Here is a 26,536-nt window from a genome sequence, read left to right as displayed (position 1 = left end):
GTAGTAGTAAGTCAAGGAAGATTTCTCATGTCGTAGTGGTCTTAATCTGCATTGAGTCACTACATATTTCTTGGCTTTGTTCTGTAAAAGATAGAGTTCGGAGAGTGAAACATGGATGTGGTATCTAAATCCAAGTCAGATAAACAGTCGTTTAACAGTTCTGTTCGATCATTTTATAAGTCACTATTTGCTATCGGTGCAGTGGTTTGCACAGGTGCGGTATATTGGCAGATGCAAGATAGTAATGTTGCTCAGCAGCAATCTTTGCCTACTGACATTCTAGTAGAAAAAACACCTCCTCTTTTAGATTCTACGACACCACTGTATCTAGTTGATAAACAGGCGCTAAGTATTGTAGAGCGCGAAGAACAGCAACTATCATTTACTTTTGAACAACAGGTAAACGTGAATGATGAAAGAGGCAGTCTCTATGCGAGAGTTCATAAAAATACACGGGTTAGTCGCTATTCTGGCGGCGCAATAGATTATCGTCAGTTAACCTTGCATCAAAGTGATGCTTCACAGTTTCAAATAGAGGGCGATGTCCACGCCTTTGAGTTTGGCATCAAAGATCAACATTTAATTTTTTCTAAACCTATCGAGCTTAGTATTAATGTCGATTACCCCGATGGCACGCCTGTTTCTATTTACGCCAAGCATGCAGGACAGGAGCTTGGGCAATCGGGTTTAACACAAGACTTTTTGGCCAGCTGTAGCGATGGCATATCCTCTAATGAATCGAATCAAGCCATTGTTCAAAATGGCAAAGTAAGTTTTGCTACCTGTGGTGCGTCACTGTTTGTGGTGCGTGACAATGTCGATAATATCGAAATAGATACAGTGCGTGGCATGTGTCTTAACAACAGAGCTTTTCAGTATCAAGTTCATTGGCATGATGATTCCGGCACTGTCACTCAAATGCAGGTAATAGATGATAACGACATGGTATTGGCTTCTGGCAGCTCTTCACCTGTTATTGTTAACAAGAGTAGTAGCTCGAATAGAATGGCTTTTAACATTCGAATCCGCGATTTAAATAACACGAGCGATATTTCACCACGCTATGTTGTACGCCCAGAGGATTGCAGAGGTTTTGATTTAAAAACCTATACATCGGATAGTCAATTTACCGTTCCTAGTAATGTTTATGCGATTGAAGTATTAGCCATCGGCGGCGGAGGCGGTGGTCAAGCAGTGATTGATGGTAATGGAAATAACGGGCCAACACTTGCTGGCGGTGGCGGCGGTGGCGGTGCATCTGCAAGTTCAGTGATTTCAGTATTACCTGGTGAAGTTTATAAAGTTTTTGTTGGCGCTGGCGGTAAAAATAATGTTGGTGAATCAAAAAAAAATGGCGAGGATAGTTATTTCACCCTGACGAATGCTAATAATGCTTTGGTACTAGCAGCAGGTGGTAAAACCCCAAGTAGTGCGGAAACCACAAGTCAAACAACGGGAGCTGCTGGCGGACAAGCGTCTGACTCTATCGGGCAAATTCGTTTTAACGGCGGTGACGGTGGTAATGGCAATGATAATTCGAATAATTTAAAAGCTGGTGCTGGCGGTGGTGCTGGTGGATATGCCGGTCACGGCAGCGATGGTGCGAATGGTTTTGATCCCGGTCGTGGTGGTGTTGCTAATACGGCATTTTTCCCCGACGGTGCTGGAGACGGTGGCAACGGTAAAGTCAGTAGTAGTAATTCGCAGGCCAAAGATGGTTTTGACGGCAACATATATGGTGGTGCTGGTAGTGGCGGTATCTTTGGTAAGAATACCAATGGTAAGAAAGCAGATGGTGGCCGAGGAGCTAAAGGTGCAATTTGGATCCGCCCGGTTGATAGTCTGACCACAGTAACTTTCACTCAAACATCTAATCAGCAAGATCCAGTGCTTGATAAAACTACAGTGAAATTTAGTTTGAAGTTCGGGCATCCCATCGATGAAAGTACATTAACTTGTGGTGATTTCACAATAGCAGGTGCGGCAGGCGCTGTTTGTGATTCTATAACGGAAGGGACACCGCATGATGATACGAAGTATTTCATTGAATTAACGACAGCTAATAACGGCCCGTTGACTATCGCGATGAATTCGAACTCGGTGAAAGATAGCAGCAATAACTTTATGCCAACACCATTTGGTGGTGATACTAATATGCTGATGTTAGGGCATGCAGATACGACTAAGCCTAATGTCAGCATAGAGCAAGCTAGCAGCCAAGCTGATCCAGATACTAGCGACGGAACCATAGTTTACCGTGCAACCTTTGATGAGCCGATAAAACCAGAGACCTTTACCTGCGCCGATATTGTACTAAGTGGCTCAGCCATCGCGAGCTGTAGTGGCATTACCGAGCAATCACCTAACAATGGCCGTGTGTTTGACGTCCAAGTGATCGCATCGACTAACGGTATAGTTACCGCAACTATCATGTCAGATAGTGTGAGTGATTATAAAGACAATACGAATAACGCAAGTACCAGCAGCGACAATAGTGTTCGAGTATCGACCTTAGCGCTAAATAGAGCGCCAATACTCAATGATAAAACACTTTCTTTGCCAGAGAATTCAGCAGTAGGTAATACGCTCTGGACAATGACACAGGGAGATCCGGACGAAGAAGTACTGATATACAGTATTGCTACTGGTGATCCTAATGGTCAGTTTGAAGTAAATAGCAGTGGCGTTATCAGCGTTAAAGCGAACAATGCATTAGATTTTGAAGCTGCGTCAAATAGCTTTAATTTAACGGTACGTGCCGAAGATGTACACGGCGCTAGCGATACGGCTTCCGTAGTAATTAATTTAACCAACGTTAACGAAGCGCCAGCGATAACAGGAACACCAGCAGGTTCGATCAATGAAGAAGCGTTGTATAGCTTTACCCCCACAGCTAATGATGTAGATGCGGGCGATACCAAAACGTTCAGTTTAATTAATGCACCATCTTGGCTGACGGTTAATCCTAATACTGGCCAGATATCGGGAACCCCGAGTAACGACGATGTCGGGATTTACACCAATATAAGTATTCGAATTACAGATGGCAGCGGTCTATTTAGTGACTTAACGAGCTTTGCAATCACTGTTAATAATACTAATGACGCGCCGACTATTTCAGGTGCGCCTGCTATCACTATCAATGAAGATGCTAGCTATAGTTTTACACCGACGGCAAATGATATAGATGTAGGAGACAACCTCACTTTTACTATTACCAATAAACCTGTATGGGCGACTTTTGATGCGGCGACAGGTAAGCTTTCTGGTACTCCAACTAATGACGATGTTGGTACCACAAATAATATCGTCATTAGCGTGAGAGATAGTGAAGATGAGACTGCATCTTTAGCGGCCTTTAACCTTACGGTAAATAACGTCAATGACAAGCCGACTATCAGTGGGTCTCCAATTACCTCTGTAAATGAAGACAGTGCTTATAGCTTTACGCCATCCGCGAATGATGTTGATACTGGCGACACACTTACCTTTAGTATCTCAGCGACGCCAAGTTGGACGACTTTTGATACGGCGACGGGGGAGCTTTCTGGTACTCCAACTAATGATGATGTTGGCACCACAAGTAATATCGTCATTAGCGTGAAAGATAGTGAAGATGAGACTGCATTTTTAGCGGCCTTTAACCTTACGGTAAATAACGTCAATGACGCGCCCACTATCAGTGGGTCTCCAATTACTTCTGTAAATGAAGACAGTGCTTATAGCTTTACGCCATCCGCCAATGATGTTGATACTGGCGACACACTTACCTTTAGTATCTCAACGACGCCAAGTTGGGCGACGTTTGATACGGCGACGGGTATGTTTTCTGGTACTCCAACTAATGACGATGTTGGCACGACAAGTAATATCGTGATTAGTGTCAAAGACGTTGCAAATGCAACGGCATCGTTAGCTGCCTTTGACCTTACAGTTGTTAATCTCAATCAAGCACCGGCTTTAAGTGGTGGCAGTTTTTCTATCGCTGAAAACAGCGTATTGAATGCCAATGTTGGCACTGCGCTAAGCTTGGTTGATCCTGATATAGGCGATAGCCATACCTTTAGCATTACAAGCGGCAATAGAGATAACGCATTTAAAATCACTAATGATGGTCAGCTGCAGGTATTAACGCCAAGTGCGCTTAACTTTGAAGAGAGGCAGTCTTTCGCATTAACAGTTGAAGTGAGTGACGGCGCGTTAACCGATACAGCCTCAGTTACTGTGACAGTGAACGATGTTCAGGAAATATCGAACTTTAGTATCGCTGATATTGAATCGACATCAGTTTTTGAGAATACTGTCTATCAATCACCTGTTGCAGCAATTAGCGGCACACCAATCGGCAATGTGACTTACTCTAAATCGGGAGATGATGCCACGCTATTTACACTAGATACGGCGACCGGTGAATTGGGACTTGGCGCGAAAGACTTTGAAGCGCCAGCAGATAATGATACCAATAATACTTATCTGGTGACGTTAACTGCGACGGATGATGACCAAAACACAGCCGAGAAAGACATCGTTATCACGGTAACCAATTTCAACGTTGCGCCTGTTATCGATAAAACTAATCTAACGGATCAAACACAAGCGGAAGATTTTACCGATTACACACTTGGCTTTACAGTGACTGATGCCGATCAAGATGACATTACGCTCAGCATCAATAACAGTGCGCCGACGATTGTTGATGTTAGTGTCTCACCAACAACCGCCATTGATTATGCGGCGTATAACGTTGGTAACTATGACATTGCGATTAACTCCATAAATAATCAATTCGGTAGTGCGGCCATCGAGCTTGTAGCCACTGACATGTATGGCGTGACTGATGTTGCTAGTTTTAACATGACGATTCCTGCGGTATTAGATTTCCCAACGCTTGCTTCATTAGATATCTCGTTAAACGAAGATTTCTCGGATTTTGATGTGTCGCTGGAAAACTTAGATTTTGCAGGCCAATCGAGTTTGACGATAGATGTGAGTTTTAGCGATAGCACTGTGGTGCAACCTGTCTCTCAAGTCATCTTAAATAGTGTCGACGGCACAACAGGCAAGTTTACGTTGCAGTCCATTGCTGATGCATTTGGAAGTACTACCGCGACTATTACTGTTACAGCAAATGGGCAAACTCCTGTTTCAAAAGACATCACTATTACGGTAAACCCTGTGAATGACGCACCGACGATTAGCGGCAGTGCAGCAGTGGCAACCGAGCTTCAAGCCTATGCTTGGACACCGACATTTGATGATATTGATAATGCCAAAAACGCACTTACATTTAGCCAAACTGGTTTGCCAGCGTGGGTAACTCTAAATGCAGCAACAGGTGAAATTAGTGGTACGCCAACGGTTAACGATCAAGGTAGTTCAAATGCGGTAATCACAGTTTCTGATGGTGCATTAAGTGCTAATTTGTCGATTACCATTAACGTTAATAATGTTAATCAAGCGCCAGTTTATACAGATACTGACTTTACTGTTGCAGAAAACTCAGCCAATAACACGTTAGTTGGCACTCATATCGCTAGTGATATTGACGCCGGTGATGTTCACACGTATTCCATTGAGTCGGGTAACACAGGTAATGCCTTTGCGATTGATAACGATGGTAAAATTACGGTTAATGATGTGACGGCGCTAGACTATGAGACTAACGCTGAATTTACACTAGAGGTCAAAGCGCAAGACAATGGTGGTTTATCAGATCTAGCATTGGTGACCGTTGGCTTAACTAACGTTAATGAAGCGCCAACTATCGGCGGCGCTGCGCCAACAACTATCGCTCAGAACGCATTTTATCAATTTACCGCCCTAGGTAATGATGTTGATGCGGGGGATACATTAACCTATAGCGCTGCTAATTTACCGACGTGGCTAACTATTGATAGCGCGACGGGTATTTTGTCTGGTACACCAACAAATAGCGACTTAGGCGATCACAGCAACATTACGATTACCGTAAAAGACGCTCTGAATCTATCAGCACAGCTAGCGCCATTTACTGTGACGGTAACTGATGTTAATGACTTGCCGATAGTTACAGGTACCCCTGCATTATTTGTCGATGAAGACAGTGCTTATAGCTTCAAATTAACTATTTCTGATCTTGATGTCGGTGACACCCATGTTATTAGCGGCGCAAATATTCCGTCGTGGTTAACCATTAACCAAGCCACTCAAACCCTTGAAGGTACGCCGCGCAATGGCGATGTGGGTGTGTATAGTGACATTACGCTGACTGTCACCGACAGCAGTAATGGCAGTAACTCACTAGCGCCGTTTGAATTAACCGTTAAAAATACCAACGATGTACCTGTGATTAGCGGCGTTGCTGCAACAACAGTTAACCAAGGCGTAGCATATAGCTTCACTCCTGGTGTGGTTGATGTTGATTTAGGCGATAGCGTTAGCTTTAGCATTACCGGCAGGCCAAGTTGGTTAGCCTTTGACACGGCTACGGGTAAGCTTTCAGGCACGCCGAGTAATAGTGATGTTGGTAATTACAGCAATATTATTATCACGGCAACTGACAGCAATGATGCACAGGCCAGTCTCTCTGCGTTCGCCATTGCAGTGGTTAACGTCAATGACGCGCCAACAATTTCTGGCGTGCCTGCGTCGTCAGTAAACGAAGATAGCTTATATAGCTTTACCCCGAGCATACTTGATATAGATAGTGGTGATAACCATAGCTTTAGCGCAACTGGTTTACCGAGCTGGCTAACGCTAAATACATCAACTGGGGTTATTTCTGGTACGCCGTCTAATTCCGATGTCGGCAGTTACGCCAATATTGTGTTAACCGTACAAGATGCTGCAGGCGCTAGGGCTTCTCTACCTGCCTTTAGCGTGACGGTGAATAACGTCAATGACGCACCAACGATCACGGGCACACCAACAACAACTATTGCTCAGGGCAGCGCATATCGCTTTACTGCTCAAGGTGATGATATCGACGATGGCGATACGCTTACTTATAGCATCACCAACAAGCCAAGCTGGGCGGTATTTAATACCACAAACGGTGTGCTGCAAGGTACGCCGAGCAACGGTGATGTTGGCACAACCGCCAATATCGTGATTAGTGTGCAAGACGCCGCCAATCAAAAAGTGAGCTTAGCCGCCTTTAGTATTGAAGTCACGAACGTTAATGATGCGCCGACTATTTCTGGTGTACCAGTGGGTGGTGTATTGCAAGGTGAAGCTTATAGCTTTATTCCAAGTGCCAATGATATTGACGTAAACGATGAGCTAACCTTTAGCGCGACTAATTTACCGTCGTGGTTGTCATTAGATACCAGCAGCGGCCAAATCAGTGGCGTGCCAGCAAATGCTGATGTCGGCGTTTTTGCAAACATCGTGATATCGGTGAAGGACAAAGCCAATGCAACGGCATCACTGCCCGCCTTTACTATTACGGTAAGTAATAGTAATGACGCGCCAGTAATTTCTGGTGTGCCAAATACCAGCGTTAACCAAGATACTGTTTATAGCTTTACGCCAAGCGCGAGCGATCAAGATGTTGGTGATGAGCTGAGCTTTAGTATTGTTAATAAGCCGAGTTGGGCGAGCTTTGACAGCGCAACTGGTGCCTTAGCAGGTACACCGAATAACAGCGATGTTGGTACCACCAACGGTATTGTGATTAGTGTGCTTGATAAGGCGAGTGCAAAAGCTTCTTTAGCAAGTTTCGCTATCGAAGTAGTAAATGTGAATGATGCACCAGTGATTAGCGGTGCACCGGCAACATCAGTGCTTGAAGACGCTCCTTATAGCTTTACACCTGTCGCGTCAGATATCGATAACAATGATAGCTTGAGCTTTAGTATCACTAACAAGCCAAGCTGGGCGAACTTTAATGCCCAAACAGGCCAATTATCTGGTACGCCAGATAACAGCCACGTGGGCACGACGAGTAATATTGTCATTACGGTTACAGATAACGCTGACGCAAACGCCGCATTAACGGCGTTTAATGTCGAAGTGATTAATGTTAATCAACCGCCGTCATTAGCGAATCAAAATTTCGCCATCGCTGAAAACAGTACGGCTGATACCTTGGTTGGCACACCGTTAAGTGCTAGCGATCCTGATGCAGCAACCACACTTTCATATACCATTACTAACGGTAATGGCGATGATGCGTTTGCTATTGATAACAATGGTCAATTAACGGTAAAAACGCCAAGCGCACTTAACTTTGAGAACAAAACTCAATACAGCCTAACCATTGAGGTGAGCGACAGTGAATTAGGCGACACAGCTGTTGTGACTATCGATGTGACGGATGTTGTTGAAGCAGCAACATTCAGCATTAATGATATTGGTGCAACCAAGGTTAGTGAAAATGTGGTGTATCAATCACCTGTTATTCAAACCACTGGTGAGCATATCGGTGAGCTTAGCTACGCGCTAACCGGTGATGATGCCGCGCTATTTAGCGTCGATTCAACCACGGGCGAATTTACGCTACCAGCGCAAGATTTTGAGTTACCAGCAGATGCCAACACTGACAATAACTATCAAGTGACATTAACCGCGGTTGATAGCGATGATAATAATGCAAGCAAAGACTTTGTGATTGAAGTGACAAATTACAATGTGGCGCCAACCATCACTAGCGATGAATTGGTTAAGCAGACACAGCAAGAAGACTTTAGTGACTATCAACTAGGCTTTATGGTAACTGATAGCGATAAAGACAAGCTGACATTGTCACTAAACAACAGTACGCCTTCAGTGGTTAATGTAAGCGTTGCGCCAACTACAGAGTTAAGCTTTGTCGACTATGAAAATGCGGCTTACAACCTGTCTGTAGCGAGTATTCTTGACCAGTTTGGTGCTGCTAATATCCAGCTTATTGCAACGGATATGTACGGTGAAAGTGCTGTTAAGAGCTTTGACATTGTGATCCCTGCTGTACTTGATTTCCCAAATATCTCGACGGAATCAATTGCACTGAATGAAGATTACGCGCCTTATACAGTCACATTAGAAAACATCGACTTTGCTGGTGAACCATCGGTCACCGTTGAAGTGAGTGTTGATAACGCCGATTTATTAGAGCCTGTTACACCGCTTGTTGTTTCTAGTAGTCGCGCCAGTGCGCAGTTAACACTGCGCTCTAAAGCCAACAAGCATGGCACCGGGAATATTACCTTTACGGTGAAAGCTGATGGTAATCCAGATGTCACTAAAACTATTCCTATGACGGTGATGGCAGTAAATGATGCTCCCGTTATATCTGGTACGCCAATTGTTGCCGTCGAAGCGCAGGCTTATGGTTGGCTACTAACAGCCAGTGACATTGAAAACGATTCGCTGAGCTTTAGTGCTAGTAATTTACCGCCATGGGCGAGCATTAATGCAAACACAGGTGAAATCACAGGTACGCCAACTATCTTCGATGCCAATGTGCATGATGATGTAGTGATTAGTGTTAATGATGGTGAGCTGTCGAGCGCGATGACGGTTACCATTGAAGTTCAAAACACTAACCAAGATCCTGTATATGACGACGGCTTTATGTCAATTGCTGAAAATAGCGCCGTTGGCAGTGTTATTGGAACACATACAGCACAAGATGTTGATCGTCACGCATTAACCTATGCTATCGACAGTGGCAACACGGGTAATGCTTTTGATATTAACGCCAATGGTGAAGTCGTTGTTGCTCAAATCGAAGCATTAGATTATGAATCCAATTCGCGTTTTGAGCTAATTGTTCGTGCGACAGACGCTGAAGGCGCTAGTGATACTGCTACCTTGGTTATTGACCTTATCGATGTTAACGAAGCGCCTGCTATCGAAGTTGGTGCTGGCGCAGAGCCATCGGCTACTATTGACCAAGGTGACGTGTATAACTTCACGCCATCAGGCAGTGATATCGATGGTGGTGACGTGCTTACTTACTCCATTACTAACCAGCCATCATGGCTGAGCTTCGACGTCGCAACTGGTCAACTATCTGGCATCAGTGATAATGGTGCAGTTGGCGAATACAATGACATCGTGATTAGTGTGACTGATACGGCAGGCTTATCTCAGGATTTAGCACCATTTACTATTGTGGTGAACAATCTTAATGATGCGCCAATCATTAGCGGCACGCCTGTAACAGAAATCGATGAAGGCCAAACTTATTCCTTTGCGCCAACAGCCAGTGATATTGACGTTGGTGATTCGCTTACTTTTGCGATTGAGAATCTACCAAGCTGGATGACCTTTGATAGCCTAACTGGTGTGTTAACCGGAACGCCGGAGAACGGTCAAGTGGGCAGCTACAACAATATCGTGATTAGCGTGACTGATAGCGAAGGATTAAGCGATAGCTTGGCAAGCTTTAGCATTGATGTAATTAATGTGAATAACCCGCCAACACTTGATGACGCCGAGTTTAGCATTGCTGAAGATACTGCGATTGGCAGTGCAGTTGGTTCGCCGCTATTTGCGAGCGATATTGATGTTAATACCGAGTTTAGCTACAGCATTACCTCGGGCAATCTCAATAATACATTTGCCATTGATGATGCGGGTCAGTTAAGTCTGCTTGCTGCGGTTGATTTTGAATCTCTCACTACTTATACCTTAAGCGTTGAGGTGAGTGATGGTGCACTTAGCGCAACCAATACAGTAGTGATCGAAGTGACTGATGTGCTCGATGGTATCGATAAAGACATCGATGATGTCAATAACGCCATTACCGGTGGAACGACATCTACTATTGAAGTCGATAAATACACTGCTATTGGAGTGACAGGCGTAAACGGCGGTAATATCGAAGAGGTGAATAAGCGTGTTGGTGGAATTTCGCCTGAGCAACTGCCTGTGACACCGTCAACTATTCAAGTAATTGTTGATGAAATTAATGCCCTTAAATTAATCAATGAGTATTCAACAAGCGGTGGAAGCTCCACTAAGCCGACAGTTGAAGACTTTGAAAAACTAGGTATTAAAGGTATCACCATTGACGTTCTCGATGCGCTTAATAAAGCCTTGGCAGCCAATCCTGCAACCCGAACCATTGAGCAGTTAAAGGTGTTGATTAGTGATCTTACTAAAGGGGATAGTGATAATGACGGCCTACCTGATGAGCTTGAAGAGCGCATAGGTTCATCGTCTACCGACAACAACTCGCCAACCCTCAATGGTAATGGTGATGATGACGGTGATGGTGTAACTAATGCAGTTGAAGCATATCTTGCATCAATTGGCGGTCAAAGTGTGCCAAATACCTCGCCGTCAACCGATAGCGACGGTGATGGTTTACCTGATGCATTAGAAGTAGCTCGTGGCAGTGATCCACTAGATGCCAATGATCCAACCGACAACGGTGCACAGGTAGCAAGCAATGGTTTAACCAATACGGTTAATGCTTATCTTAAATCACTTGGTTTGGTTAACGGCAAAGGGGAAGTGGAGAAATTTGCTGACTATGACAACGATGGCATCAACGATGCACTAGAAGTGACCTTGGGTGGTAACCCATTACGCGCCGATGACAATGATGTTGATGATGACGGTGTGGTTGATTTCATTGAATCTTTCTTAACCGATACCATTAACGATGGTCAGGATACGAAAGAGCTCGATCTTAATGCTAATGGCTTGTCTGATGCCTATGAAGTGCGTCAAGCGGCAACCTTAAAAGAGCTACAAGACTTGTTTGCTATCAAGCAGATTAGTGATAGTGATGGTGATGGAATTAGCGATGCCGTTGAAGAGTTCTTAACGGGTGGCGATAACAGTGAATCTATTACACCGGAATCTGATAGTGACGGTGACGGCATTACTGATATCGAAGAAATAGAGTCGGGCAGTAATCCGCTGCGCAACGATATTCCAGTATTGTGGGTAGAATCGACTGAGATTGGCGACGACCAATTAGGTCTCGAAACATACTTTGGTGGTCTAACAGCCACTAAAGTGACTTATAACTGGACGCTTGATTCGCTAACAGATGCCGGCATGACGGTATCGGGAACTGATATCAAGCAGCCTGTGGTGAGTCAGTTAGTTGCTGGTCTCTATCCGGTGTCTGTTACTGTTGTTCGCACCATTAATGGTCAAGCATTATCATCGACGGCACACTATGTTGTTAATATTAGCGATAGTGGTGAACTCGCCGTTAAAGATAGTGATGGTGACGGTGTCGCCGATAATGTCGATACCGACAACGGTAACAGCGATAAGGAAGAAACTATTCCCACCAAGATTGTTAGCGAAGATACTTTCAAAATGATGACGCAAAACGGCATTAAACTGCGCCTCGGTGTGGTGGCTATTCTTGCGGGCAACAACGGTAGTGAGGTGTCGGAAGAAAGCATCGCGCAGTTTGGTGACGGTCAAGGAGGTAAAGTCGATGAGAGCCTAGCGCTTGATAATGATTTTGATCACCTAGACGCTTTCGATTATGAAGCATTAAATCTACCTGAAGCCGGGGCGATGATCCCAATCTTTATTCCATTAACGCAGGCGATTCCTGAGAATGCGAGCTTGCGTAAGTTCAACCCGACTGATGGTTGGAAAGATTACGATGTGAGTGGTGAAGATTCATTTGCCACTGCGCCAGCTGTGTCAGACGGTGTCTGTTCAACCGACATCGATGATTACACAAGCGGCTTAACTCAAGGCCATATGTGTTTACTATTACAAATCACTGATGGTGGCGCTAATGATAGCGATGGCTTAATTAACGGTATGATCGTTGACCCAGTCGCTATTTCAGCGCCGAAGAAAGTTGATCCTGTGACACCTCCGCCACCACCAAAACCAGAGCCAACGCCTGAGCCTGAATATAAAACTGGCACTAAAGGTGGCTCAGTATCACTCTTTATTTTTGTATTATTAGGAATGTTGTTTATGTTGCGACAAATTCAGTTTAATCGAGGTTACGCAGCGCTATCGCGTCGTATGCGCCAGTTGCCGTTGCTAGCTGTAGTTGGCATGGTTGGTACCTTGTCACTTGTTGGCTACTCTCCAACCACTTTAGCAGACAATACTAAAAAAGAGCGCTCAAGCCATGGCTTTGTGCATCTAGGGGCTGGCGCATCGGCATTAACGCCGCTAAAAGATGATGTAAAACTAGATACAGAAAACAACATCGCATGGCAATTCGGCGCTGGTTGGCAGTTCAATCAATATTTTGCCATTGAAGGCTATTATGCCAATTTAGACAAATATGAGATCAGCAATAGCCAGAGTATTGACTATCGCAGTATTGGTCTGCAACTGACGGGATATTGGCCTGTAACTGACAATGGTCGTCTGCTGGCGTTTGTTGGTGGCAGTGAACTAGATACCAAAGGCCATAACGTTGAAGTGACTCAGGTGGAAAGCAATTCTGTACATCTTGGTGCTGGCTTTGAATATGACTGGGACGCGAATTGGTTTAGCCGAATTCAATGGACAACTATTGACGAAGATGCCGATATGTTTACCGTTCACTTTGGCCGACGCTTTGGTGTTGAAGCGCGCGAAAAGGCGGCTAAGCCTTCACCGATAAAACCAGCGCCTAAACTGGCTCCAAAATTGGCGAAAGTCAAAAAAGAGGTGGTTAAGCCTGTCGTAGAAAAAGTTGCGAGTACACGCTTTATCGAATACGTCGGATTCGATCATGATGAACAGGGCCTCGATACAAGGGGACGTGAGCAAATTAGCCGCGCAATAAAGCTAATGAAGGCAAGTCCATCATCGCGTGCCGTACTCTTTGGCCACACCGATAATGTAGGCAGCAGCGAATATAATTTTAAGCTCTCATTGTCGCGCGCAAATAACATTCGCGATATGTTAACCGCCGCGGGTATCGACAAGTCGCGTATTCGCGTAAAGGCCTATGGTGATACCGCGCCAATCGCTAGCAATAATTACTTTAAAGGCCGTGTTAAAAATCGCCGCGTTGAAGTGATGATTATTGAATAAGAAGCGCCGTTTATATGACAAGAGCCCGGGTTATCACTCGGGCTTTTTACTTTGAATAAAGTTAGCCCCCTGGGAAAACAAAAAGGCCATCACATTGCTGTGATGGCCTTTGACGAATTAGTTGTTCTGTTGGGGCTTAGATACCGCCAATACGTTCAGCTAGCTCTTTATATTTTTTCACTTCATCCGCTTTAAACTGCGGGTTTTCTGCATCATCGCCAACATTGTTTAATAAACTTTCACGGGCTAAGCGGCGAACGCGTGAGTCACTTATACCTAGAAATTCAGCAACTTGGTCCACTGTTAGTAAATCATCCATTGTCGTTTCCTTTAATTTTCTCTGTGATGAACTTTTTAAACTAACACATTAATTTATCGTTGAAAACTAATATAAAAGCGTGGTGCTGTTAGCGTCGTAATCGTCTCAACACTACTAGCAAACCAAGGCCTAATAAGCCGAACCAGTGCAAACTGCCTGAGTCGTGAACAATAACATCGGTATGCACGGGTTGATCGTTGTATTCTGACTCTACGCTTACTACGCCTAAATCGAAGGTGGTGCTGTGCTCTCTATGACTACTCAGTACTTCTGTGACACGAGCCGATAATTCGTAAGTTCCACTGTAAAAACGCGAAGGGACTAACAAATCAAAGGTCTGCACATCGCTTGTAGAGCTGCCGTACACAGTAAATGGACGTGATGAAAATAACAGTTTACCGTCGAGTAAAATGTCTGTTTGTAACTCTTGGCTTGAGTAAATTGAATCTAGATCTAAGCTGAGCTCGATGCGTTGGTAGTAGCCATCAAAATCGCGGTCAATTGATGTGCTGTAATTGTGGTTGTACAAACTAAAAGTGTCGTGATGATCAAAACGATGACCTTCAAGGCGAATATCGGCAAGACCACTGTTGTTGTTATAGTCGACAATATCAATTAACTGATGGGTTTTAGCGTCATAGATATTAATCAGCAATTTGTAATAGCCGGTTGCTGTCGCTTCATCGACCACAATATCAAAACGCTGCTTGTCGGCAATGGAATCGCCTGTTAGTACAAAGTCTTTTGAAGTGGTTAATTTGGTTTGATTATCGCGTTCATCGACAAGAAACATATCAATGTAAACGGGAATCTGCTGGTAGCTGGTATCAAAGTCGAAAGTAACGGTTAAATCTTGCGAGTAATCATCGTTGTCTTCATCTATTTTACTGCTGCTAGTAATAGAGTCTAACCACACCACATTGAATTTTGATGTGTGCTTTTTTGATGAATTTTTAGATGAGCTTAGGTTTTGTTGTGCACTTAATGCAGGATCAGGTTTTACCGTTTGTTGCTTAACGGTAGATGCGGCAAAACTAAAGCTGTTGGCTAAGAGTAGAGTAAATAAAAGTAGTGCTCTCATCACAAGCTCCTAATAATTAATGATGAGCTCATTTTTATTTGTTGTCGATGAATTATTCCTGAACGAACTTTCATATTAAAACAAAGACATAATTCGATTTCGTCACATTTATGACTTATTGTTAATGCAGTATTGGTACTTCGGATAATTATCTCGTATAATGCGCCAAATTTTTTTAAACGTCCTTTTTTGGAGAAGCTAATAATGGCTATCGAACGTACTTTTTCTATCGTAAAACCTGATGCAGTTGCTAAAAACCACATCGGTGCTATCTACAACCGTTTTGAATCTGCTGGTTTAAAAATCGTTGCTTCTAAAATGGTTCACCTTTCTCAAGAGAAAGCTGAAGGTTTCTACGCTGAGCACAGCGAGCGCCCTTTCTTTGGTGCTCTAGTTGAGTTCATGACTTCTGGTCCAGTTATGGTTCAAGTTTTAGAAGGCGAAAACGCTGTTCTTAAAAACCGTGAAATCATGGGTGCTACTAACCCAGCTGAAGCACTAGCTGGTACTTTACGTGCTGACTACGCAGACAGCATCGACGAAAACGCTGTTCACGGTTCAGACGCTCTAGAGTCAGCTGCACGTGAAATCGCGTACTTCTTCTCTGACGAAGAAATCTGTCCACGTACTCGCTAATATCGAGTTCGTCTAATAAGTTAGCTCAGCGCTAATTTATGATAAAATTCGGGGGTGTATACCCCCGTTTTTACGTTTAAGGATTGGATGAAATGATTATCATACCAATTCCGATATTTAAGTGGTCTTGTTGTGTTTAGGAAGAATTTACTAGAACAAGGCGCTCGATTGAGCAATAGCTAGCTATTGGGATTGAGAGCAACGCAGTTATTGTGAATTCTAGCAAACACAACTGTTCAGGTACTTATCGGAATTGGTATTAGTCCTTAAAGGTAAAAACATCTTTGGTGTATAAAACTTTGTACCCTCAAGAGCTAAGCAGTAATTTTTTGGAGTCGTTATGACCAACGCAAAAGTCAATTTATTAAACTTTGATCGCCCTGCATTGCGTGAGTATTTTGCAGAGATTGGCGAAAAGCCTTTCCGTGCCGATCAATTAATGAAATGGATTTATCATTTTGGTGTAACGGACTTCGACGAGATGAATAATCTCAACAAAAAACTGCGCGAAAAGCTTAACCGTTTGTGTGAAGTAAAAGCGCCGACGGTAAATACAGAGCAGCGCTCAAATGACGGCACTATTAAGTGGTCTATGCTACTTGAAGGTGGTCAAGAAGTTGAAACGGTATACATTCCAGATGGCGATCGTGCTACCTTGTGTGTTTCTTCACAAGTTGGTTGTGCGCTTGAGTGTACCTTCTGTTCAACGGCGCAACAGGGCTTTAATCGCAACTTATCTGTCGCTGAAATCATTGGTCAAGTCTGGCGTGCAGCACAAGTTGTTGGCGTAAAAGGCGACACTGGTGAGCGTCCTATTACCAACGTGGTAATGATGGGTATGGGTGAGCCACTGCTTAACCTTAAAAACGTTGTCCCAGCAATGAAACTAATGCTTGATGACAACGGTTATGGCCTCTCAAAGCGCCGCGTTACTTTATCAACCTCTGGCGTTGTGCCTGCGCTTGATATGTTGGGTGATCAAATCGATGTTGCACTAGCGATTTCCCTGCACGCGCCAAACGATGAATTGCGTGATGAAATTGTGCCAGTTAACAAGAAATACCCAATCAAAGAATTCCTTGCCGGTGTTCGTCGCTACATCGCCAAATCAAATGCTAACCGCGGTAAAGTAACCATCGAGTACGTTATGCTTGATCACGTGAATGATTCTACCGACCAAGCCCATGAATTAGCGCAAGTATTAAAAGACACACCTGCGAAAATTAACCTGATTCCGTTTAATCCATATCCTGGTTCGCCGTACGGTCGTTCGAGTAATTCGCGTATTGATCGCTTCAACAAGGTGTTGATGGAATACGGTTTCACCGTGACGGTTCGTACCACCCGTGGTGATGATATTGACGCGGCTTGTGGCCAGCTAGTGGGGGATGTCGTTGACCGTACTAAGCGCACCGCGAAAAAGCAGATGCAAGGCGAGCCAATTTCAGTCACAATGGTGCGCTAATACACGCTAAAAATCAGAGCTTAACAACACAGAGCAGGGAACAAGGCCACATGATCAAACCTCAATATTTTGCATTACTCGCTATTATAGGCATGGGTGGTTTAAGTGGTTGTGTTACACAAGAGTTTGTTGCTGGCTCTGATGAATTAGTCCAAGAGCGTACAGTCAATAAAAAAGAAGCGGCGATGGCCCGTCTTAAACTCGCGCTCGAATACCTTAAAAACGGTAATACTGCTCAAGCAAAGCTCAATCTAGAGCGCGCCGAAAAGCTCGATGATTCCCTCGACGGCATTTATTCGAGTTACGCTTACTTTTATCAAACAGTAGGCGAAGAAGAATTGGCTGACAAAGCCTATCGCAAAGCACTCGACGATTTTCCTAATAACTTCAATACCCGCAATAACTACGGCGCTTTCTTGTGTGACAATCGCCGTTATGAAGAAGCCGAAGCGCAATTTGTTAAAGCCATCGAATCACCGTTAAATACCCAAACCGCCAACAGCTATGAAAATGCTGGTTTGTGCGCACTGCGGGATCAAAAATGGCAGCGTGCTAAATCTCATTTAAGTGCCGTGCTGCGTTATGAATCTATTCGCGCACGTTCAATTTTAGGGTTGGCCAAAGCAGATCTCGAATTAGGGTTATTAGATGAAGCTGCGCAGCAATTACGGAACTATCGCCGAATATACAGTCAAACTTCTGAAAGCTTGTGGTTAGCCATTCAAGTAGAACAGAAACGCGGCAGCGTGGATATCGCTAAACAATTGGGACGCATATTATTGCAAAAATACCCTAATTCAGCGGCCACCAAAGCCTATTTAGCAAAAGAATTTTAAATGAGTAACACCGACGACACGTCACAACAAAACAGTGAGCAAAGCGAAACTCAGCCGAGTCTGGGCAGTGTATTACTTGCAGCGCGCCAAGCTGCAGGACTGAGCCTTGATGATGCTGCGCAAAAATTGTTTTTATCAAAAGCCGTAGTTCAGCAGCTCGAAACAGACACGGTGCCAGAATCTGCCAACGCGTTATTTTTTAAAGGCTATGTTAAATCATACGCCACGCTAGTGGGCTTAGATTGCGATGAAATGATCGCCCATTTTCGCACCCAGTATCATTGTGATGGCGATTTAAAGTCGATGCAGACATTCTCAAATCGCTCGAAAAACAACACCCACAACAATTACCTAAATCTCATTACCTTTGGCGTAGTCACTGTCATTTTAATGGCTGTGATTGCTTGGTGGTGGCAGCGTCAGGCGATGAATGAAATGCCTGTGGTAGTGGAAGAAACCACTACTGTAGCCCTAGAGCCTTCGCCGCGCTTACCAATAGCGCCAATGGCGACAAACGCAGCGATGGAAATTGAAACCATTAACGTGGAGTCGACGTTCAAATTTAAACAAGATTGCTGGGTAAAAATTACCGACGCCACCAATGCTGTTGTTGCAATCGGCATCAAAAAAGCAGGCACGTCAATTGACGTCATAGGCGTTGCGCCGCTTGAAGTGATTTTAGGCGCGCCAACAGCCGTCGAGATTACTTATCAGCAACAAATACTCGATATAACTCCTTATATTTCAAATGAAACGGCAACCTTTACCTTGCCGCTGGAACAATAAATTATGCATAGCGAGAATCCAATCATCCGCCGTAAATCAACGCGTATCATGGTAGGCAATGTACCTATCGGTGACGGCGCGCCAATTGCAGTTCAGTCGATGACCAACACCCGCACTAGCGATGTTGACGCAACGCTTGCTCAAATCAAGCGCATTGCAGCGGCAGGCGCAGATATTGTTCGCGTATCAGTACCAACCATGAATGATGCCGAAGCCTTTAAAGTGATCAAAGAGCAAACACCAATTCCACTGGTGGCAGACATTCACTTTGACTATCGCATCGCTTTAAAAGTGGCGGAATATGGCGCTGATTGTTTGCGTATTAATCCTGGTAACATCGGCCGTGAAGAGCGTATTCGTGCGGTAGTAGATTGTGCCCGTGACAAAAATATTCCAATTCGCATCGGCGTTAACGGCGGTTCGTTAGAGCGCGATATTCAAGAAAAATACGGCGAGCCAACCGCGCAAGCGTTACTTGAATCAGCAATGCGTCACGTCGATATTCTCGATCGTCTGAACTTCGATCAATTTAAGGTGTCAGTAAAAGCATCTGATGTTCACCTAGCCGTTGAATCTTATCGCTTATTGGCAAAGCAAATCGTTCAGCCATTGCATCTTGGTATTACCGAAGCTGGTGCATTTAGAGCTGGAGCGGTTAAGTCGGCTATTGGCTTAGGCATGCTACTAAATGACGGCATTGGTGACACGCTGCGTGTATCACTTGCTGCTGATCCGGTAGAAGAAATAAAAGTTGGTTTTGATATTTTAAAATCACTGCGCATTCGTAGTCGTGGTATTAACTTTATCGCGTGCCCGAGTTGTTCTCGCCAAGAGTTTGATGTGATCAACACGGTAAACGAGTTAGAAAACCGTCTTGAAGATGTCGTCACGCCAATGGATGTTTCTATTATCGGTTGCGTGGTTAACGGCCCAGGTGAAGCCCTAGTATCAGACATGGGACTCGCTGGTGGCGCGCGTATGAGCGGTTTTTATGAAGACGGCGTACGTCAAAAAGAACGCCTTGATAATACCGATCTTGTCGACTCTTTAGAGAAGAAGATCCGTGAGCGTTTGGCGAACGAAAAAAACAAGATAGATATTAAAGAAGTTTAATCGCGGTAAAGGTAGCAACCATCGCGTTTTTTAAGCATAATGCTTAGCAATTTTTAGTGGCGGCTGCGGTCGCTTCATTAGCATATATAAGTTTTAAATAGGGTTATTGTGGCAAAGACTATCCAAGCCATTCGTGGCATGAACGATTGTTTACCAACACAAACATCGCTGTGGCAATTCGCCGAGCAAGCCGTTCGCAACACAGTTGCAGCCTACGGTTACAGTGAAATCAGAACACCAATCGTTGAAAGTACCGATTTATTTAAGCGCTCTATCGGTGAAGTCACCGATATCGTTGAAAAAGAAATGTACACCTTTGACGATCGCAATGGCGACAGCCTAACACTGCGTCCAGAAGGTACCGCTTGTGTGGTTCGCGCTGGTAACCAACACGGTCTGCTATATAACCAAGAGCAACGTTTGTGGTACATGGGACCTATGTTCCGTCACGAACGTCCGCAAAAAGGTCGCTATCGTCAATTCCACCAATTTGGTGTTGAAGTTTACGGGATCAGCGATGCCCACGCCGATGCTGAAGTGTTAATGATGTCTGCGTATTTGTGGAAGCAATTAGGCATGACGGAGCACGTGCGCTTAGAACTAAATACACTAGGCGACAATGAAGAGCGCGCAGAATATCGCGACGCCTTAATTGCGTTTTTAGAGCAACACAAAGACGTGCTTGATGAAGAATCACAACGCCGAATGTACACTAACCCATTACGTGTATTAGACACTAAAAACCATGATGTACAGGCGATTTTAGTGGATGCTCCTAAGCTATCTGATCACCTTGGCGAAGAGTCAAAGCAACATTTTGAAAAATTATGTGAACTGTTGAGCCTCGCAGGCATCGAATACACGGTTAACGAACGACTGGTTCGCGGCTTAGATTACTACAACCGTACAGTGTTCGAATGGGTGACAGACTCGTTAGGCGCACAAGGTACAGTGTTAGCAGGCGGTCGTTACGACGGTCTTGTTGAACAACTTGGTGGTAAAGCTAGCCCAGCCGTTGGTTTTGCCATGGGTATCGAGCGCTTAGTGTTAATGCTTGAAACCCTTGAGCTTGTAGACACTAACCTAAGCGCGGTTGATGTTTATGTTTGCGCCATGGGCGATAACGCACAAAACCAAGCCATGATTATTAGCCAGACGCTGCGTGAAGCACACAGCGGCTTGCGTATTATGAAGCACAACAGTGGCGGTAACTTCAAAAAGCAAATGAAGAAGGCCGACCAAAGCGGTGCAAAAATCGTTTTATTATTTGGTGACAACGAGTTAGAGAACAACTCTGTGACCGTGAAGTATTTACGTGAAGACAAGCCACAAGTCACAGTGACTATGGACGAGCTTGCATCACGATTAGAAGAATTATAAGGAACTCCTGATGGAAATTTACAGCACAGAAGAACAACAAGAAGAAGCGATCAAACGATTTCTCAAAGATAACGGTACGGTATTAGTGATTGGTGCTGTTGTTGGTTTAGGTGGCATTTACGGTTACAACCAATACCAAGCCAACCAAATTCAAACTATCGCTGATAACTCTATGGCGTATTCTGAAATCGCTACATCAGACGATGTTGCTGCTTCTGCCGAGGCCTATGCAAAATCTCACAGTGATACACAATACAGCCAATTGGCGCAGCTATTAGCGGTTAAATCGCTAGTGGATAGTGAGAAATTTGATGAAGCAACTAAGCTGCTAAAAGACGTTATTGCTAGCGACGTAGATAGCTCAGTAAAATCAATTGCAATCATGCGTTTAGCGCGCATTGAGAACGCTCAGCAACAATACGCACAAGCGTTAAGCACACTGGCTCAGTTAAAAGATAGCGCGTTTGACGTACAAAAGAACGAACTAATGGGCGATATTGAATTAGCTCAAGGTAATGTTGATAAAGCACGCACTGCCTATCAAGCTGCTGAAAAAGCTGCCGGCGATCAAGTGAGCAACGATTTACAAATGAAATTAAACGACTTAACGCCAGCGGCTTAAGGAATGATTATGAAACAATGGTCTAAATCATTAGTTGCTAGCGTTGTGTTATTGGGGACATTAGCGGGTTGTTCGTCAAACGATGACGAAATTAAAATCGCGCCATTACCAGTAATTCAGCCAAGTGTTGAAGTTACCGTGAACTGGGAACACAGTGTTGGTGACGGTACGCAAGATTACTTTAGCAAACTGGCACCTATTGTTGCTTACGGCAAAGTATTTGCTAGTGATCGCGCTGGTGTTGTTGCCGCTTTTGACAAAGAAACTGGTGAACAAGTTTGGGAAGTTGAAGTAGAAGATCAAGGTTCAATCTTTAGCTTTTCATCAGGTGTTGATGCCCAATTATCTGGCGGCATTAGCGCTGGTTACGAAAAAATCGCCATTGGTGCTGAAAGCGGAATGTTATACCTGCTTGATCAAGCAACAGGTGAACTGATTTGGAAAGTACAAGCCGATGGTGAAATTCTATCTAGCCCACTACTGAGTGATAACAAAGTTATCGCCGCAATGGGCAATGGTAAAATCAAAGCCTTTGATATTGCCGATGGCAAAGAAGTATGGACTTATCAGCAAGACGTACCTGCCTTAACATTACGTGGTATTTCTGGTTTAACTGAAAGCCAAGGCGCAGCATTTTTCGGTTTGCCAAACGGTAAAATCGGCGGTGTGTTAGTTAATGACGGTCGCGCTATTTGGGAAGCCATTGTGACGCCTCAATCTGGCGGCAATGAGTTAGCGAGCATTATCGACGTTGATTCAACGCCAATCGCTTTAGGTGAAACGATTTTCGCCGTCGGTTACAACGGTAACCTAGCCGCCATTGAAATTCGCACTGGTAAAGTATTGTGGAAGCGTGATTACTCGGCGTTTAAATCAATGACCCTAAGTGGTTTTAACCTTTACCTAACGACCGCAGCGGGTCACGTCGTGGCTATTGATCGTCGTTCTGGTTTAGAAAAATGGTCACAACTTGGCCTAGAAAATCGCGGTTTAACAGCGCCAGTTATTTTTGATGACTATGTTGCTGTGGTAGATTTTGAAGGTGTATTACACCTAATGTCGAGTGAGACAGGTGAGTTTGTTGGCCAATTAGAAATTGATGACGATGGTCACATTGCTAAGCCAATTGTCGACGGCAACTTGCTGTATCTACAATCTAAAGATGGCTTATTGTCAGCTATTTCTATAAAATAGCGCCATCGCGATGTTCGGCGCCTTGGCGCTAATTTGAACATTCAACTATTTAAAAAAGCGGTTCTGAATTTTCAGCGCCGCTTTTGTTTGTTTTGGAGAAAGTGTCATGCTGCCAGTTGTGGCTTTAGTTGGTCGCCCAAATGTTGGTAAATCAACGCTATTTAATCGTTTAACACGAACCCGTGATGCACTTGTTGCAGACTTTCCGGGGCTAACTCGCGATCGTAAATACGGTCAAGCGCAACTAGGCGGTTATGAATTCCTACTTATCGACACTGGCGGTATCCAAGGTGACGAAGAGGGCATCGATGCACTGATGGCTGAGCAATCGCTACAAGCGATTGAAGAAGCAGATGTTGTATTATTCTTAGTAGATGCTCGCGACGGCATCATGGTAGCTGATGAAGCCATTGCTCACCACTTACGTCAATTAGATAAAACCGTTTACTTGGTGGCTAATAAAACCGACGGTGTGGATATCGATTCAGTAACTGGTGACTTCTACGCCTTGTCATTAGGTGATGTTCATCCAATTGCGGCAGCACACGGCCGTGGTGTTCAAGTACTTATCGAAACTTGTTTACGTCCTTACGCCAAAGAAATGGGCTTGTTAGACGTTGATGAGCAAAAAGAAGACGAGTGGCCGGAGGAAGAAGAACTCACCGAAGAGACAGCTGAAGAGCAAGCGAAAGCCCTGCAAGATCAGCCAATCAAACTTGCCATTATCGGTCGTCCAAATGTCGGTAAATCGACGCTAACAAACCGAATTCTGGGTGAAGAGCGCGTTGTTGTTTATGATATGCCGGGCACGACCCGCGATAGTATCTACATTCCAATGCAGCGCGATGAGCGTGAATATGTCATTATCGACACGGCGGGGATTCGCCGTCGTAAAAATGTTAATGAAGCAGTAGAGAAATTCTCTATCATCAAAACCCTCCGTGCAGTAGAAGACGCTAACGTAGTATTGCTAGTGATTGATGCGCGTGAAAACATCTCAGATCAAGATTTAAGCCTGCTAGGTTTTGCTCTAAATGCTGGTCGCTCAATCGTGATTGCCGTTAACAAATGGGACGGTTTAGACAACGATACTAAAGAGCGTATCAAATCAGAACTAGATCGCCGCTTAGGTTTCGTAGACTTCGCGCGTATCCACTTTATCTCAGCATTGCACGGCAGTGGTGTAGGTAACTTGTTTGAGTCGGTAAACGAAGCTTACGTTTCAGCAACCAAGCGTACATCGACGTCAATGCTGACTAAAATCATGCAAATGGCTGTGGACGATCACAACCCACCAATGTTCCAAGGTCGTCGTGTTAAGCTGCGTTACGCCCACGCTGGTGGCTACAACCCACCGGTAATCGTCATTCATGGTAACCAAGTTAAGAAGCTTGATTCATCATACAAGCGTTACCTGATGAACTACTTCCGCCGCACGTTAAAAATTATGGGCACACCAATTAAAATCGAGTTCCGTAACTCTGATAACCCATTTGAAGGTAAGAAGAACAAGCTTACCGCATCACAGCAACGCAAACGTGACCGCTTAGTGAAATTCCATAAAAAGCGTTAATTGACGTTTAGATTGAAGATTATGAAAACCGCCGAGAGGCGGTTTTTTTATGGTAAAGTTGAAGCGAATCTGACCTTGACACAATTATACGTGAGCTTATTAATGAGAATTTTTAGTTTCGTTTTTATGATGTTATGCATGAATAGCTTTTCGATAGCATCAATTGATATTCCAGTTAGTTGGAATGGAATTAAATTAGAGCTAAATAGTGAAGAATATAAGACTTTAGAGATAACTCTTAGAGACCAAAAAATACATCTATTTAAAGTCATTACTAGCGAACGTACAATATTGATCCCTTCACAGGAACTTGAAGGTGATATTTATCCATTACTGGAAACTCTTCGTGTTTCTTCTGGCCAGAGTATTGAAAGTTGTGAAGGGAGTCTGATTATAAACATGCAGTTTAAACAGCAATATTTAGTATCGAAAAAATCAGAAATAGTATTCTTTGTTTGCCCCAATAGGTATTACTCTCGGCTAATTACAATTGAACCATTCGAAGGACCAAAATCATTTCGATATAAAAAAAGCGGGGAACAAGAAACGGTAAAATAGATTATTTGATAGTTATCTTTAATCTATTCATTTTCAATGTTTAGGAAGAAGTGAGTGGTGAGTAAAGAGTTAGCGGCAGGCTTGTCGTGTAAATGGAAGTTTAGTGGATTATTTAGAATTCAAGTAAATTGCTTCTGCTTTTTGTTAATAGTCACTTTTATACTTAGTGGCTGCAAGCCAAAAGAGCCGTCTATGGACGTTTTGAAGTGGCAATATTTGAATTCTCATAGTGTGATTCGAGGTAAACTCACGGATTATCAAACTGTAATTAGCGATAATGGTGATTGTTCTGCTAAATTGTGGGTTTTTGAAGTAATTGAAACCTTTAAGGGAGAGCAGCGGGATAAGTTTATTACTTGGGGAGGAGGTAGTTATCGAAGGGCTCAGTTGGGTGATGAGATATTGCTGTATATAACTAAGCCTACCAACGATAGCTCTACTGACATTTGTTTGAACGGAGTATTAAAGAACTACCCTCAAACCCTTGGCTTTCATTCTATTAGTAAAGATACTGAAAACGGAATTACCTTGGTTACAGTTGACGAAAGCTTTCGAGATCGCTCCAGCGATGATGAGCTTGTTTTTATCCTCAAGTTAGAGTCTATATTGGTTTGGTTTAAGGAGTGGGATAATTCTTAAATGGTATAAACGATTGATCAACTGAAGGAAATTATGGCGTTATCTAAGAAGGGAACCAGGAAAATACAGATTAATGGTGATGATTATCGCTGGGGAATCAGACATAAGCCTACTTATAGTTCTGGTCTCGAGTGGACCAATTTAACCGCTGTTGTCGAGCTTTATAACGATCCGCAGTCAAAACTGATTATTGATTTCTTGTGTCCAAGAAATGATAGTTTCTTCAGTAATTATTCAAACAATGTGACGCCTAGATTTATAGCTAACGCAATAGCGGAAGGGCTGGACTCCGGCTGGAAACCGTTTGCTAACTCTAATCATCAAATTAACTACAAGCTAGACTGATTTCAACAATATCTAATACCCACAAAAAAAGCCGATGCATAAACATCGGCTTTTGTCGTT

Annotated in this window: 14 protein-coding genes; 12 read left to right on the top strand and 2 right to left on the bottom strand. The window is 43.9% G+C overall.

Annotated elements, in window-relative coordinates; all coding sequences use genetic code 11:
• The first annotated feature begins 111 nt into the window (after nucleotides 1–111).
• Nucleotides 112–13,929 carry a putative Ig domain-containing protein gene (locus tag MHM98_RS02245; RefSeq protein ID WP_239437597.1) on the top strand — a complete coding sequence of 4,606 codons (13,818 nt, stop codon included), beginning with the start codon at nucleotides 112–114 and terminating at the stop codon, nucleotides 13,927–13,929.
• A 136-nt stretch (nucleotides 13,930–14,065) separates the two neighbouring features.
• Here the strand turns inward: MHM98_RS02245 and MHM98_RS02240 are convergent, their stop codons facing one another.
• A complete protein-coding gene (locus MHM98_RS02240; protein WP_239437595.1) occupies nucleotides 14,066–14,248 on the bottom strand; it encodes a helix-turn-helix domain-containing protein in 183 nt (60 codons plus the stop codon).
• An 88-nt stretch (nucleotides 14,249–14,336) separates the two neighbouring features.
• Nucleotides 14,337–15,329, bottom strand: coding sequence for a choice-of-anchor H family protein (locus MHM98_RS02235; protein WP_239437593.1), 993 nt, complete (start codon nucleotides 15,327–15,329; stop codon nucleotides 14,337–14,339).
• 204 nt (nucleotides 15,330–15,533) lie between these two features.
• Here MHM98_RS02235 and ndk point away from each other — a divergent pair, with 204 nt between their 5' ends.
• The 11 genes from ndk (at nucleotide 15,534) to MHM98_RS02180 (ending at nucleotide 26,131) form a co-directional block, all read left to right on the top strand.
• The gene (gene ndk / locus MHM98_RS02230; protein WP_239437592.1) at nucleotides 15,534–15,965 is read left to right on the top strand and encodes a nucleoside-diphosphate kinase; all 432 of its coding nucleotides are present in this window, start codon (nucleotides 15,534–15,536) and stop codon (nucleotides 15,963–15,965) included.
• A gap of 340 nt (nucleotides 15,966–16,305) precedes the next feature.
• Entirely contained in the window at nucleotides 16,306–17,430 is a 1,125-nt protein-coding gene (locus MHM98_RS02225; protein WP_239437591.1) for a bifunctional tRNA (adenosine(37)-C2)-methyltransferase TrmG/ribosomal RNA large subunit methyltransferase RlmN, read from the top strand.
• Between the two features lie 50 nt (nucleotides 17,431–17,480).
• Nucleotides 17,481–18,266 (top strand): type IV pilus biogenesis/stability protein PilW, encoded by a 786-nt coding sequence (gene pilW, locus MHM98_RS02220; protein ID WP_239437590.1) that lies wholly within the window; start codon nucleotides 17,481–17,483, stop codon nucleotides 18,264–18,266.
• Complete coding sequence (locus tag MHM98_RS02215; RefSeq protein WP_239437587.1) at nucleotides 18,267–19,052, top strand: RodZ domain-containing protein; 786 nt, start codon at nucleotides 18,267–18,269, stop codon at nucleotides 19,050–19,052.
• Between the two features lie 3 nt (nucleotides 19,053–19,055).
• Nucleotides 19,056–20,165 (top strand): flavodoxin-dependent (E)-4-hydroxy-3-methylbut-2-enyl-diphosphate synthase, encoded by a 1,110-nt coding sequence (gene ispG, locus MHM98_RS02210; RefSeq protein WP_239437586.1) that lies wholly within the window; start codon nucleotides 19,056–19,058, stop codon nucleotides 20,163–20,165.
• Between the two features lie 108 nt (nucleotides 20,166–20,273).
• A complete protein-coding gene (gene hisS / locus MHM98_RS02205; protein WP_239437584.1) occupies nucleotides 20,274–21,545 on the top strand; it encodes a histidine--tRNA ligase in 1,272 nt (423 codons plus the stop codon).
• Between the two features lie 10 nt (nucleotides 21,546–21,555).
• On the top strand, nucleotides 21,556–22,167 hold the full coding sequence (locus tag MHM98_RS02200; RefSeq protein ID WP_239437582.1) for a tetratricopeptide repeat protein: 612 nt from the start codon (nucleotides 21,556–21,558) through the stop codon (nucleotides 22,165–22,167).
• A 9-nt stretch (nucleotides 22,168–22,176) separates the two neighbouring features.
• A complete protein-coding gene (gene bamB / locus MHM98_RS02195; RefSeq protein ID WP_239437581.1) occupies nucleotides 22,177–23,361 on the top strand; it encodes an outer membrane protein assembly factor BamB in 1,185 nt (394 codons plus the stop codon).
• A gap of 106 nt (nucleotides 23,362–23,467) precedes the next feature.
• Nucleotides 23,468–24,934: a ribosome biogenesis GTPase Der gene (der, locus tag MHM98_RS02190; RefSeq protein ID WP_239437580.1), complete on the top strand. Its 1,467-nt coding sequence runs from the start codon at nucleotides 23,468–23,470 to the stop codon at nucleotides 24,932–24,934.
• Nucleotides 24,935–24,955: 21 nt separating this feature from the next.
• The gene (locus MHM98_RS02185) at nucleotides 24,956–25,492 is read left to right on the top strand and encodes a hypothetical protein (protein ID WP_239437578.1); all 537 of its coding nucleotides are present in this window, start codon (nucleotides 24,956–24,958) and stop codon (nucleotides 25,490–25,492) included.
• Between the two features lie 192 nt (nucleotides 25,493–25,684).
• Entirely contained in the window at nucleotides 25,685–26,131 is a 447-nt protein-coding gene (locus MHM98_RS02180) for a hypothetical protein (protein WP_239437577.1), read from the top strand.
• Nucleotides 26,132–26,536: the final 405 nt, after the last annotated feature.

Source organism: Psychrobium sp. MM17-31 (genome assembly GCF_022347785.1).
Taxonomy (GTDB): domain Bacteria; phylum Pseudomonadota; class Gammaproteobacteria; order Enterobacterales; family Psychrobiaceae; genus Psychrobium.
Note: the sequence above shows the minus strand (reverse complement) of the source record. Positions and strands in the feature narration are given on the sequence as shown.

Bases quoted from the DNA above. Each gene is read 5' to 3' on its own strand.
- MHM98_RS02245 (WP_239437597.1), top strand. From the start codon at position 112: ATGGATGTGGTATCTAAATCCAAGTCAGATAAACAGTCGTTTAACAGT.
- MHM98_RS02240 (WP_239437595.1), bottom strand. From the start codon at position 14,248: ATGGATGATTTACTAACAGTGGACCAAGTTGCTGAATTTCTAGGTATA.
- MHM98_RS02235 (WP_239437593.1), bottom strand. From the start codon at position 15,329: ATGAGAGCACTACTTTTATTTACTCTACTCTTAGCCAACAGCTTTAGT.
- ndk (WP_239437592.1), top strand. From the start codon at position 15,534: ATGGCTATCGAACGTACTTTTTCTATCGTAAAACCTGATGCAGTTGCT.
- MHM98_RS02225 (WP_239437591.1), top strand. From the start codon at position 16,306: ATGACCAACGCAAAAGTCAATTTATTAAACTTTGATCGCCCTGCATTG.
- pilW (WP_239437590.1), top strand. From the start codon at position 17,481: ATGATCAAACCTCAATATTTTGCATTACTCGCTATTATAGGCATGGGT.
- MHM98_RS02215 (WP_239437587.1), top strand. From the start codon at position 18,267: ATGAGTAACACCGACGACACGTCACAACAAAACAGTGAGCAAAGCGAA.
- ispG (WP_239437586.1), top strand. From the start codon at position 19,056: ATGCATAGCGAGAATCCAATCATCCGCCGTAAATCAACGCGTATCATG.
- MHM98_RS02200 (WP_239437582.1), top strand. From the start codon at position 21,556: ATGGAAATTTACAGCACAGAAGAACAACAAGAAGAAGCGATCAAACGA.
- bamB (WP_239437581.1), top strand. From the start codon at position 22,177: ATGAAACAATGGTCTAAATCATTAGTTGCTAGCGTTGTGTTATTGGGG.
- der (WP_239437580.1), top strand. From the start codon at position 23,468: ATGCTGCCAGTTGTGGCTTTAGTTGGTCGCCCAAATGTTGGTAAATCA.
- MHM98_RS02185 (WP_239437578.1), top strand. From the start codon at position 24,956: ATGAAAACCGCCGAGAGGCGGTTTTTTTATGGTAAAGTTGAAGCGAAT.
- MHM98_RS02180 (WP_239437577.1), top strand. From the start codon at position 25,685: ATGGACGTTTTGAAGTGGCAATATTTGAATTCTCATAGTGTGATTCGA.